Origin of the sequence: Lysinibacillus sp. PWR01 (assembly GCF_043359455.1) — a bacterium.
Classification (GTDB): domain Bacteria; phylum Bacillota; class Bacilli; order Bacillales_A; family Planococcaceae; genus Lysinibacillus; species Lysinibacillus fusiformis_F.
Window position 1 is genome coordinate 25,419 of record NZ_JBHERJ010000089.1, and the last position, 12,901, is coordinate 38,319.

General features: G+C 39.0%; 11 protein-coding genes and 1 riboswitch. Of the genes, 9 read left to right on the plus strand and 2 right to left on the minus strand.

Going from position 1 to position 12,901, the window contains the following annotated elements:
- The 6 genes from ACEVFT_RS20410 (at position 1) to ACEVFT_RS20435 (ending at position 5,973) form a co-directional block, all read left to right on the plus strand.
- The gene (locus ACEVFT_RS20410; RefSeq protein WP_205445117.1) at positions 1 to 954 is read left to right on the plus strand and encodes a DUF1177 domain-containing protein; all 954 of its coding nucleotides are present in this window, start codon (positions 1 to 3) and stop codon (positions 952 to 954) included.
- Positions 947 to 2,215: a M20 family metallopeptidase gene (locus tag ACEVFT_RS20415; RefSeq protein ID WP_205445116.1), complete on the plus strand. Its 1,269-nt coding sequence runs from the start codon at positions 947 to 949 to the stop codon at positions 2,213 to 2,215. The genes ACEVFT_RS20410 and ACEVFT_RS20415 overlap by 8 nt, the downstream gene beginning before the upstream one ends.
- A 134-nt stretch (positions 2,216 to 2,349) precedes the next feature.
- The gene (locus tag ACEVFT_RS20420) at positions 2,350 to 3,111 is read left to right on the plus strand and encodes an IclR family transcriptional regulator (RefSeq protein ID WP_205445114.1); all 762 of its coding nucleotides are present in this window, start codon (positions 2,350 to 2,352) and stop codon (positions 3,109 to 3,111) included.
- Positions 3,112 to 3,122: 11 nt separating this feature from the next.
- Positions 3,123 to 4,046, plus strand: a complete 924-nt coding sequence (locus ACEVFT_RS20425) for an aminopeptidase (protein WP_393951153.1) — start codon at positions 3,123 to 3,125, stop codon at positions 4,044 to 4,046.
- A 699-nt stretch (positions 4,047 to 4,745) separates the two neighbouring features.
- Positions 4,746 to 5,213: an NUDIX domain-containing protein gene (locus ACEVFT_RS20430; protein ID WP_342443768.1), complete on the plus strand. Its 468-nt coding sequence runs from the start codon at positions 4,746 to 4,748 to the stop codon at positions 5,211 to 5,213.
- The gene (locus ACEVFT_RS20435; RefSeq protein ID WP_393951154.1) at positions 5,197 to 5,973 is read left to right on the plus strand and encodes an alpha/beta hydrolase family protein; all 777 of its coding nucleotides are present in this window, start codon (positions 5,197 to 5,199) and stop codon (positions 5,971 to 5,973) included. The genes ACEVFT_RS20430 and ACEVFT_RS20435 overlap by 17 nt, the downstream gene beginning before the upstream one ends.
- Positions 5,974 to 6,039: 66 nt before the next feature.
- Here the strand turns inward: ACEVFT_RS20435 and pckA are convergent, their stop codons facing one another.
- On the minus strand, positions 6,040 to 7,626 hold the full coding sequence (pckA, locus tag ACEVFT_RS20440) for a phosphoenolpyruvate carboxykinase (ATP) (RefSeq protein WP_205445109.1): 1,587 nt from the start codon (positions 7,624 to 7,626) through the stop codon (positions 6,040 to 6,042).
- Positions 7,627 to 8,015: 389 nt separating this feature from the next.
- A riboswitch (SAM riboswitch) is annotated at positions 8,016 to 8,134 on the plus strand.
- A 258-nt stretch (positions 8,135 to 8,392) separates the two neighbouring features.
- Between pckA and metK the strand changes: the two genes are divergently transcribed.
- On the plus strand, positions 8,393 to 9,589 hold the full coding sequence (gene metK / locus ACEVFT_RS20445) for a methionine adenosyltransferase (protein ID WP_205445107.1): 1,197 nt from the start codon (positions 8,393 to 8,395) through the stop codon (positions 9,587 to 9,589).
- 179 nt (positions 9,590 to 9,768) lie between these two features.
- Here the strand turns inward: metK and ACEVFT_RS20450 are convergent, their stop codons facing one another.
- Positions 9,769 to 10,281, minus strand: coding sequence for a gamma carbonic anhydrase (locus ACEVFT_RS20450; protein WP_205445105.1), 513 nt, complete (start codon positions 10,279 to 10,281; stop codon positions 9,769 to 9,771).
- A gap of 134 nt (positions 10,282 to 10,415) precedes the next feature.
- On the opposite strand from ACEVFT_RS20450, the gene ACEVFT_RS20455 reads away from it, so the two are divergent.
- Both ACEVFT_RS20455 and ACEVFT_RS20460 read left to right on the plus strand, forming a co-directional pair.
- The gene (locus ACEVFT_RS20455) at positions 10,416 to 11,222 is read left to right on the plus strand and encodes an alpha/beta hydrolase (protein ID WP_393951155.1); all 807 of its coding nucleotides are present in this window, start codon (positions 10,416 to 10,418) and stop codon (positions 11,220 to 11,222) included.
- A 127-nt stretch (positions 11,223 to 11,349) separates the two neighbouring features.
- Positions 11,350 to 12,858, plus strand: coding sequence for an alanine/glycine:cation symporter family protein (locus ACEVFT_RS20460; RefSeq protein WP_393951156.1), 1,509 nt, complete (start codon positions 11,350 to 11,352; stop codon positions 12,856 to 12,858).
- Positions 12,859 to 12,901: the final 43 nt, after the last annotated feature.

Below are 12,901 nucleotides of genomic sequence, written 5' to 3' on the forward strand. Positions count from 1 at the left end.
ATGTCATTGAAGCATGTTATTGAATTATACGAGGTAATGGATAGTATTTATGTAAACGGAGCCACGATTAAAGAATATTTACACAATATTGATTCCACAGCAGATGTCAAGGTAAAAACTATTCAAGGCGAAAGCGGCTCAACTGATTTTGTTCGCGTCCTCGTGAAAGGAAAGAACGGCAAATCCTCAGGCGGGAATGCACCTACATTAGGAATTATTGGACGCTTAGGTGGTATTGGAGCGCGCCCTGAAATGACAGGCTTTGTATCAGATGGAGATGGCGCACTGGCATGTTTGGCAGGGGCAGCAAAAGCTATTGATATGGCCTTAAAGGGTGATCAATTAGAGGGTGACGTTATTTTCTCCACACATATTTGTCCAACAGCTCCAACCTTACCACATGAGCCAGTGCCATTTATGAACTCTCCAGTGGATATTAGTGTCATGAACGAAAATGAAGTAGAAGATACAATGGATGCTATTCTATCCATTGATACAACAAAAGGCAATCAAGTATGTAACCATAAAGGATTTGCTATTACGCCAACAGTCAAAGAAGGTTACATATTAAAAATTAGTGATGATTTATTGCAAGTGTATACACAATCAGCTGGCATTTCTCCAGTTGTTCTACCGATTACGATGCAAGACATTACACCATATGGTAATGGTTTATTCCATATCAATAGTATTTTACAACCGGCTGTTGCAACATCTAGCCCTGTTGTAGGTGTAGCGATTACAACTGAATCTGTTGTGGCAGGCTGTGCAACCGGTGCAACACATGTCACGGATGTAGAAAATGTTGTGCGATTTGTGTTAGAGGTAGCAAAAACTTATGGTGCTAATAAATGCTCTTTCTTTGATGAAACACAATTTACACATATGAAAGGCTTATATGGTAGCATGAGTCATTTACAAACGAAAGGAAACGAGGTACACACACATGAATGATTTACAAGCACTTAAAGCTCAATTAGTAGATGCAGTTGAAAATCATCAAGATGAATTGATAGCGTTTTGCTCGAAACTTATTCAAATTCCTAGTGTCAATCCTCCAGGGGATACGACTGAAATAACAGCTTTTATTGAAAACTATTTAAATGATGTTGGCATTACTTATCAAAAATATGAAGCTGCAGATAAAATGTTTAATTTAGTAGCTTCCATTGGGAATGGTGAAGGAAAGGAACTCGTTTATTGTGGTCATACAGATGTTGTACCTGTCGGTGATTTATCAAAATGGGATTTTGATCCGTTTTCAGGAGAAGTGAAGGATGGCTGGATGCTTGGCCGTGGAGCAAGTGATATGAAAGCCGGTTTAGCGGGTATTATTTTTGCAACAAAGCTATTAAAGAAACTGAACATTGAACTACCAGGGAAATTAACTTTGGCGATCGTACCAGATGAAGAAACGGGCGGCGAGTTCGGTGTTCCTTGGCTGTTAGAGCGCGGCTATGTGCAGGGAGATGGTTGTTTAATCGCTGAGCCATCTTCACCTTTAAATCCAACAATTGGACAAAAGGGCTCCTACTGGTTTGAATTAGAAGTGCGTGGGGAACCTGGACATGGAAGTCTATCACCTTTGGCTGGACGAAATGCCATTGTCGATGCTATTCGAGCTATTCAAGAGATTCGTACACTATGGGATGTAGAAATTACGATTCCAGAAGAGGTACAGCCACTTATCGAGGTATCAAAAAAATACATGCGTGAAGTGGAGAAAGATCGCTTGAAATATCAAGAAGTTTTAGAGAAAATTACTGTAAATATTGGTACAATTGAGGGAGGTACGAAGTCCAACGTAATCCCAGATTACTGTAAGGTTCAGGTCGATTGTCGCTTACCATTTGGTATTACACAAGAAGAAGTAACAGAAATCTTGACAAATAAACTAGATGGTTTGGCTATCGATTATTCGATCCAACGTTTTGGCTTCAAAAGTGTAGCCAATTATACGCCTGCTGAAAATCCTGTGTGCCAATCGATAGTGGAAAATATTTCGTACGTCACAGGGCAAGAGGCATATGGTGTCATGCAATGGGCAAGCAGTGATGCTCGTCATTTCAGACAATATGATATTCCTGTATTGCAATACGGCCCAGCTTATTTACCAAGTATTCATGGTTATAATGAAAAAGTGCGAGTTGAGGATATCGTACGCTGTGCAAAAGTTTATATAACTGCTGCTGTTGATTTCCTATATCAAAAGTAAGAGATTAGCTACTCTCTTACTTTTGATAAAGTGATATCAGGTGCTGACGGCTGCTAAATCTGTCGATTATTTCCCCCTTAAGAGAGAGATTTGCAGCCGTTTGTACAGATAAATAGATCAGAAGGATGAGAGATATGCTAAAGACATTAAATTTATCAATTGCGGTTTTAAAAATGTTTACAAAGGAAAAGCCAACATGGGGTGGACGAGAGTTAGCACTGGCGATGAATATGAATCATACAAATTTATATCGCATTCTTGAAACCTTCGAAAATAATGGGTTTATTACAAAAGATCCTATAACGAAAAAATATTCACTTGGTATAGCATTATGGGAAATAGGTATGAATATGTATGATTCATTAAACATAGATCAGCTATGTATGCCAGTTCTTGATAAATTAAAGGATGTCACTGGCGAAACAGCCATTTTTACCGTACTGAATGGACTGGAAGCGTTAACATTACTAAAAGCAGAACCTGTAAATAAGGTGAAATTTACAGTTTCAAGAGGAAGTAGATCACCACTTTATGTAGGAGCATCTTATCGTTCGATGCTTGCTTTTTTAAATGAAGAGCAAATTGCAAAGGTCATAGATGAACCGTTAACAGCTTATACGAATAATACGATGACAGATGCTACAGAAATACGGGCAGAGCTAGAAAAAATTCGATCATGCGGCTATGCACTTAGTAATAGTGAGTATTCTGTTGATGTATTGGCGCTAGCTATGCCTATATTCAATAGTGAGGAACAGGTCGTAGCATCTATTACCGTTTCTGGACCAATCTATCGTTTTACAGAGCAACGTGTTCCAGAGTTTTTGGGACCTCTGACGGAAGCTAGAAATGAAATAGAAGGAATTATTCGTAGATATCATTTGAATTTTAATTAAGGAGTCCTATTATGCAGCATTTACATGACATTGCACTAAATGTTTTAAAAGGCAATTTAAATGTTCAATCATCAGAGTCACTATTAATTTTGACAGATAGTCACAAACAAGACATCGCAAAAATCTTTTATGAAGCTGGAATGTCAATTACAGCAAATACAATGCTCATGGTGATGCCCCTGTTAGACAAATCTGGACAGGAGCCCATCCATGCAGTTTCTGAGCTTATGGCGAATGCGGATGTTACACTTTGTATTACCTCCCACTCCTTAACACATACAATGGCTCGTAAATATGCCTGTGAAAAGGGCGGACGTGTAGCGACAATGCCAGGTGTGACATTAGAGATGCTGGAGCAAGGTGCCCTTCATGCGGATGCACAGGAGATTGAAGCCACGGTAGAAAAATATGTCCTTTTACTTGATACGGCAAAAGATATTCGCATTGTCAAGGATGGCCATGAGCTGACATTTAGTGTAGAAGGCCGTTTAGGAATTCGATCCACAGGTGTTATTCGTCAACCTGGTGAATACGGGAATATTCCTTCAGGAGAATCATATATTGCGCCAATTGAAACATCTGCAAATGGAGAGATTTTAGTAGATGGTTCTATTGCTAATATCGGTGTCTTAAAGGAGCCATTATTATTAAAAATTAAGAATGGTCGTTTAGAAGAAGCAATTGGTCCTGATGGTTCACGTCTACTGTCCTTACTTGGTGAAGGAAATGGTAGAATCATTGCAGAGTTTGGCATCGGAGCCAATAAAAGTGCCATCCTATGTGGCAATGTACTAGAGGATGAGAAGGTATATGGGACAATCCATATTGCTTTTGGCAGTAATGCGCCATTCGGTGGAGCCAATGCGTCAGATGTTCATATCGACTGTGTTGTGAAAAGCCCTATCGTCTACTTTGACGGTCAGCAAGTAATTTAAAGAAAAGCGTGTCTTCCTAGGAAGCACGCTTTTTTATATTGTTGAAAAACAAAACAGTCAACTGAAAGGTAGAAATGGATTTCTGTTGCAGGCTACTTGCTTTCCTGGGGCGAGCGCCGAATCGCTTCCTCCGCTACCGCTCCGTTTAGAGTTTTGCCTGTCTCGCTATCCTACGGGAATCAAGTAGCCTTCCACTCCAACCCACAAAAAAGTTTTCTTTTTGGCAAAGGTTACACAAATAAAATGGAGTGTTCACTACCCAGTTCATTGATGGTTTCACTTTACCACATTGAAAATAAGAGCTTATCCCCTCTAAGAATACAGATAATGGGAGATTTAATCTCTATGAAAAGTAAAGACATTTTGCAGAATGGTTGATTGGAGTGGAGCCAGCGTCACTCCTAGGGGATTTAGCGTCACAGAGGAGACCCTGGAGCGAACGAAAGTGAGTGAAGCGGCTCATCGGACGCCCCCTGGAAAGGACGCTGGCGGAACGGAAATCAACCCCTCGCCTTGCAAAGTTGCCTTTTTACATGCTTTACCAGACTGTAGTTTAGAGTTGCTTGTCTTTGTAGAATTACACTATAGTTATTATAGATAGGAATAGGAATGATGATTAAATTCTGTCCATAAATATAGAAGTAATGAAGAAGAGATTAACTTTTGTTTTGCAACAAGAAAGAACGTGAGGTTGAAGAGATGTTAACATTTACAGATTTACATGGCCTACAAGTAGATTTGAGTTTTACAAGAGGCGAATTTAAAGTAGAACCTAAACACGTCCTTGTCCTTTTAAAGCATGAAAATAAATGGTTATGTACGGTTCATAAACGACGTGGTGTAGAAGTACCAGGGGGGAAATTAGAAGAGGGCGAAACATTAGAGGAGGCGGCGATTCGAGAAGTTTTTGAAGAAACGGGTGTTCATGTGAAAAATCTTCAATGGTTCGCAGAGTATGCAGTGCATGATGAAATCGTTTTTTGTAAAACCGTTTTCACTGCACAATTTTTAGCGCAAGAGGACATAGAATTTGATTTAGAAACGTCAGGCATGCTTTGGTTAACAGATGAAGAATTTACCCAGCATCCTAACTTGAGTTTTCATATGAAGGATGAGGGAATGAAGAAAATGCTGGAGGAGTTGAAAGACCGTGACATACAATGGTGAAATTGTGGAAAAACGTGCCTATCCCTCACCCAATCCAGCCATACGACTAACAGAAATAACCTATCTATCACAGGGCTTACGTATAAAAGGATTATTAGCGGAACCAAAGACAGAAGGTACATATGATGGCTTTTTATATTTAAGAGGCGGCATGCAAAGCATTGGGATGGTAAGACCCTCTCGTATTGCCCAATTTGCGGCGCAGGGCTTTATCGTCTTTGCCCCATACTATCGTGGAAATCGTGGTGGAGAGGGTCGCGACCAGTTTGCAGGGGCAGATCGTTATGATGCTGTCTATGCCGTAGATGTACTTAAGCAATACTGTAATGACAATATCCATGTTTTTGGCTTTTCTCGTGGGGGAATTATGGCTCTTTGGACAGCCATTTTAAGAAAAGATATTACCTCGGTTGTCACATGGGCAGGTGTTTCGGATGCAACGGCCACTTATTGGGAACGCACAGATATGCGAAGGATGATGAAGCGCATTATTGGAGGAACACCGAATCGTGTCCCAGAAGCGTATGATGCGCGAACGCCACTATTTGAGATAGAGCAGATAACAGCCCCCGTACTGATCATTCATGGCTATCGTGATGAAAATGTGGATATAGAACATGCCAGACAATTGGCATTTTTTTTAGAGGATGCAAATAAATCATTCGAAACGTGGTATGATCTTAACTACGCACATCAATATCCACCAGCAAAAAATCGTGAAACTGTTCGTGCTCTTTGCAAGTGGATGAAACAACAATAAAGCATAGAAGAAAACAAAAAGACAAAGGGAACGAATAATTTGTTCCCTTTGTCTTTTATTTAGTCGTTATTTTAATGGGCCACCAAGTGTAGTGATAGCTTCAGAAACGTTTGAGAATTTTTTGAAGTTTTCGTTGAATAAGCCTGCAAGCTCAGCAGCTTTTGCATCATATGCAGCTTTATCTGCCCAAGCTTCACGAGGGTTTAACACTTCTGAAGGTACACCTTCAACCGCTGTTGGAATGTGTAAACCAAACACAGCATCTTGTGTCGTTTCAACACCTGCTAATTTACCATCGATTGCTGCACGTACCATTGTACGTGTGTAAGAAAGTTTCATACGGCTACCTGTACCATATTCGCCACCAGTCCAACCAGTGTTCACTAGGAATACTTGTGCGCCGTGCTCGTCAATTTTTTGTCCTAACATTTCTGCGTATACTGTTGCAGGAAGTGGAAGGAATGGTGAACCGAAGCAAGTAGAGAATACTGGTTCTGGCTCAGTAACACCACGTTCAGTTCCAGCAAGTTTAGAAGTGAAACCACTTAGGAAGTGATACATTGCTTGCTCTTTTGTTAATTTACTGATTGGAGGTAACACGCCAAATGCATCAGCTGTTAGGAAGATGATTGTTTTTGGATGACCTGCAACAGAAGGATCAACAATATTTTCGATGTATTGGATTGGATAAGCTACACGTGTATTTTCTGTTAGTGAACCATCATCATAGTCACAAATACGAGTTTCTGGATCAACAGCTACGTTTTCTAAAACAGAGCCGAAGCGGATTGCATTGTAGATTTCTGGTTCTTTTTCAGCAGAAAGGTTGATTGTTTTTGCATAGCAACCACCCTCAATGTTGAACACACCATTAGCAGACCAACCGTGTTCATCGTCACCGATTAGCTTACGATCTGGATCAGCTGATAATGTCGTTTTACCAGTACCAGATAGACCGAAGAATAATGCCACATCGCCAGCTTCACCAACGTTTGCTGAGCAGTGCATTGAAAGAATACCTTGTTGTGGTAATAAGTAGTTCATGATACCGAAGATAGATTTTTTCATTTCACCAGCATATTCAGTACCACCAATTAAGATAATTTTCTTTTCAAGTGATACGATGATGAATGTTTCAGAAGCAGTACCATCAACCGCAGGATCTGCTTTAAAGTTAGGAGCTGAGATGACAGTGAAGTCGGCAACATGAGAAGCTAATTCATCTGCTGTTGGACGGATAAATAATTGATGAGCAAAAAGATTGTGCCAAGCGTATTCATTAATGACTTGAATGCTTAATTGTGAATCTTTGTCAGCACCTGCAAAGCCTTTGAATACGAATAACTCGTCACGTTCTTTTAAATATTTTATTACTTTTACGTATAGGTTATCGAACACTTCAGAGGAGATTGGTTGGTTGACTTTACCCCAGTCAATTTGATCTTTTGTGCTTTCTTCTTCTACCGTATATTTATCTTTAGGTGAACGACCAGTGTATTTGCCAGTTTCTGCACGAACTGCGCCATCTACTGTTAACATTGCTTCACCACGAGAGGTAGCTTTTTCTGCTAATTGTGGTACTGAAAGTTGAACATTAATGTTACCGCCGTTTAATAATTCCTTCAGTTCGTTTGCAATTTCTACTGAATTCATCGATTAAATACCATCCTTTTTTATAGTATTCCCTTGATTTAGAGGGATTTTTTCTTAATTTCAAAAATAGTATAACACAATTGCTTAAATAATCTATACTAATTAAGAAATTATTTTAGAGTTTTTATCACTTTTCAATAAACTGACAAAAAATAATGTTTTTCGAGTAGAATACCATCAATCCTACAGTAATTAGGCGCGAAAATTGAGCCACACATATGTTACCACAAGTAGCTAGGTATGTTGTAGGGATTAATTTGCTTCTATTTACATCATCATCCAAGTATGAAAAGTTTTTGTTTAATCTGTTCTTTCCTTTTTATACAGTAATACATAAGAAAATATTTGACAACGTTCGACCTTTTCAGTAACATGAGATTGAACGGATACTCTTATCCCGAGCTGGTGGAGGGTCAGGCCCTGTGAAACCCGGCAACCTGCATGAACTATTTCACGACATGCGTTGGTGCCAACCTGATGCAAGGGAACATCCCTTGAACGATAAGAGTGAAAGGTTACGCAGTCATTATTCCTTTCCTCATGTAAAGTAACGTGAGAAAAGGATTTTTTTATTGTTAAAAATCAATGTAAAGGTAAGTATATGTAGTTCTTTCCTTATTATAATGACGGATCTTTCGAAATCCTCGTGTTAAAAGCAGCAGTAACGGCTTGAGAGTTCAATCCTTAGGAGCGGACTTGACATGGGTAATGAGTACCGTATTCATACACAACTACTTATTGTAAGAGTATTTAGGAGGAAAACCAAATGACAAACCGTCGACTGTTTACATCAGAGAGTGTAACAGAAGGACATCCAGATAAGATTTGTGACCAAATCTCGGATGCCATTTTAGATGCTATTTTAGCAGAAGATCCAAATGCACGTGTAGCGTGTGAAACAACTGTAACAACAGGGTTAGTATTAGTAGCAGGAGAAATTACTACCTCTACGTACGTAGATATTAAAGGTATTGTTCGTGACACTGTAGCAGAAATAGGCTACACACGAGGTAAATATGGCTTTGATGCTGAAAACTTAGCGGTGCTTGTGGCGATTGGTGAACAATCACCTGATATTGCACAAGGTGTTGATCAAGCATTAGAGGCACGTGAAGGCTCTATGACAGATGCGGATATTGAAGCAATAGGTGCTGGTGACCAAGGCTTAATGTTTGGCTATGCATGTAATGAAACACCAGAGCTAATGCCATTACCAATTAGCTTAGCACACAAATTAGCACGCCGTTTAACAGAAGTACGTAAATCAGGTGAACTTGCCTATTTACGTCCTGATGGGAAAACGCAAGTAACGATTGAATATGATGACAATAATGTACCCGTTCGCGTGGATACAATTGTTATTTCAACACAGCATGATGAAGAAGCAACACTTGAACAAATTCAAGCGGATTTAAAAGAATTTGTTATTGCTCCAGTCGTGCCAAGTGAATTATTAGATGCTAACACGAAATACTTCATCAACCCAACTGGCCGTTTCGTAATCGGTGGGCCAAAAGGAGATGCTGGTTTAACAGGACGTAAAATCATTGTTGATACATACGGTGGTTATGCACGTCACGGTGGTGGTGCATTCTCTGGTAAGGATGCAACAAAGGTAGACCGTTCAGCGGCATATGCGGCACGTTATGTAGCGAAAAATATCGTAGCGGCTGGCTTAGCAGAACGTGCTGAAGTACAACTTGCCTATGCAATTGGCGTAGCTCAACCTGTTTCTATTGCGGTAGATACATTTGGTACAGGTAAAGCGAAAGAAAGTGAGATCGTAGAATGGGTACGCGAGCTATTCGATTTACGCCCAGCAGGTATCATTAAAATGCTTGATTTACGTCGTCCAATTTATAAACAAACGGCTGCGTATGGACATTTTGGTCGTACAGATTTAAATGTACCATGGGAACAAATTGATAAAGCAGATGCACTACGAGAAAAAGCACGTTTATAAACTATTGAACTAAAGTAATGAAGTCGTTAGAAAATTATTCTAATGTATTAATAAGAAAAGGGGCAACATTGCCCCTTTTGTTTTTTTACAAAAAATGCCTCGCTAGGATTCGTGAACAAATTCGTTACACGGAAACGCGAGGGATTTTTTCGTTAGTATTGATTTTTTGTGTATGTTAGTTATTTCTGAAGCGATTTATAGTATTGACCTTTTTCTGCGTATTCTCGTACGATGCGTTCCATATCCTCTTTATCTTCTGCATTTAATTCACGGACAACTTTTGCTGGACGACCTAATGCTAAACTATTCGGAGGAATGACTTTACCAGGAGGTACTAGGCTTCCTGCTCCAATAAATGCACCTTCTCCAATCTCAGCTCCGTCTAAAATAATGGAACCCATACCAATTAAGGCATTTTTGCGAATTGTACAACTATGTAAAGTGACTTGGTGTCCAACTGTTACCTCATCTTCAATAATGAGTGGATATTTTGGGCTTTGGTGTAAGCAGCAAAGATCCTGGATACTGACACGTTTACCAATAATCGTTGGGGAAACATCACCACGAATAACCGTATTAAACCAAATAGTTGTTTCGGCACCAATTGTTACGTCGCCCGTAACAGTTGCGTAATCAGCAATGAAAACAGACGGATCGATCTTTGGCATTTTATCTTTAAATGGATAAATCATGAAAATCGCCTCTTTTCTTTCTATAATGTAGTATTATCGTATCAAATACGCAACTTTATGGAAATATAAAATTAAAATGTGCTATTTATTTCGCTATAATTAAAGTGTAATTATTTTTTAGGAGGACTATGTAAATGTGGAAATGGGAAGCTGATGGACAAGCAAAAGCTGTGATTGCTATTCTTCATGGTGCTTATGAAAATCACCGTTGGTACGCATGGCTGATAGAAAAATTAAGATTGGAAGGCTTCCACATAGTCATGGGAGATTTACCGAATCATGGGGTGGAAGCAAGGTTTGCCCGTGTCCATGATGAGGACTTCAAATTGTACAATAAATATACAAGAAACCTGATTGAGAATGCTTTTTCATATAATTTACCAACTTTTGTAATAGGGCATGGGCTAGGCGCAACATTAATTCTCCATACAATGCAAAAGAGGCAATATGAATGTGCGGGTATTATTTTAACATCACCTTGGTTGCAACTAAAGCTATTACCAGGTAAATTAACAAATGCTTTAACGAGTTTAAGTGCATTAACAGCCAATGTCAAATTGACACATGACATTACTTTAGAGAAATTAACGCGTAATGTTGAAGGTAGAGAAGAAATGAAAGATGATGTACCGCTCATGTCTGTTGTTTCTGTGAAATGGTATCGAGAGCTTCAGCAGATGATGAAAAATTTAGTGATGCTGCCTAAAGGTGAAATGCCAAATATGCCTATGCTCATTATGACGGCTGAGAAAGATAAAATTACGGACACACGCCAAACTCGAAACTGGCTACATCAACAAGAATTTACGGAATTTCAGTTTAAAGAATGGGAAAATTGTTATCATAATTTATTTCATGAGGGAGAGCGTGAAGAGATTTTTATGTATATACGTGATTTTATTAATAATGCTCTTCGAAGAATTGGCTATATAATTAAATAGGTTTATACCCTTCCATTTACTAGGTTACTTACTTAAATATTGTTACTTGAAAATAATATTGTAATTTTCTGAAAAGTGTAATACTATAATGACTTAAAGTAAGGTATTTCAAAATTGGAGGGGTAAAATGGATGTAATTGTGGAGAAATTGAATGGGATTTTATGGGGACCATGGTTTATTTACGGTATTTTATTGATTGGGTTATTTTTCTCAATCATCACGAGGTTCCTACAAGTACGACACATCAAAGATATGTTTGTTTTAATGTTTAAAGGGGAGAAATCGGAAAAGGGAATATCCTCTTTCCAAGCAATGTCTATCGCATTATCAGGACGTGTAGGTACAGGTAATATTGCTGGTACTGCGACAGCGATTGGAATGGGAGGACCTGGTGCTGTCTTTTGGATGTGGGCAATCGCTTTCATTGGTGCGGCAACCGCGTATGTAGAGTCAACATTAGCTCAAATCTATAAAGAAGAGAAAGATACAGAATATCGTGGTGGACCGGCCTTTTACATAGAAAAAGGAATGGGTCAAAAATGGTTTGCAGTTATTTTTGCTGTAGCTGCTTTAATTGCAATGTTAATTTTGATGCCTGGTGTGCAGTCAAATGCCATTGCAGGTGCTGTTGAAAACGCTTTCGGTTTGGATACATGGATCACAGGACTTATTATTGTTGTTTTATTAGGTGCCATTATCATCGGGGGTGTTAAATCAATCGCAAATGCGGCCCAGATCATTGTACCGTTTATGGCATTAGCCTATATCATTATGGCAATTGTCATTATCTTTATGAATATTTCACAAGTACCAACAGTTTTTGGTTTAATTTTTTCTAGTGCCTTTGGGGCTCAAGAAATTTTTGGCGGCATTATTGGTTCAGCGATTGCTTGGGGTGTGAAACGGGGAATTTACTCCAATGAAGCTGGTCAAGGAACGGGGGCTCACCCTGCAGCAGCTGCGGAAGTATCGCATCCTGCTAAGCAAGGAATTGTGCAAGCAGCATCTGTGTATATTGATACATTATTAATTTGTTCTGCTACGGCATTTATGATTTTATTTACTGGTATGTACAATGTACACGATGAGAAGGCAGCTGAAGGAGCAGATCCATTTATTCATGTTGGAGAATTTAATAGTGGTGGATTAGCAGGCGATGAGCAAATGACTTTTGCAAAAAGTATTGAAGCAGGTGCAGCGTATACACAATATGCAGTTGACTCATCATTACCTGGCTTTGGCGCTCCATTTGTAGCCATTGCGTTATTCTTCTTTGCCTTTACAACAATCATGGCTTACTACTATATTGCAGAAACAAATGTCGCTTATTTATTTAGAGGTAGTACAGAAAAGATTTTCATTTGGATTGCGAAGATTGCCATTTTAGTTGCAGCCTTCTATGGTACAATCCGTACGTCTGGTTTAGCGTGGGCAATGGGCGATGTAGGGCTTGGTTTGATGGTTTGGATTAACGTTATAGCTATTTTAATTATTATGAAACCAGCTATTGTCGCATTAAAAGATTACGAGAAACAGAAAAAAGAAGGAAAAGATCCAGTCTTTGATCCTCGTAAACTAGGAATTAAAGGTGCAGATTTCTGGGTTGACTATAATGAAAAACGTAATAACAAGTAGATAAAGAGCAAGGCGATCAACTAGTTTTATAGAAACTAGTTGA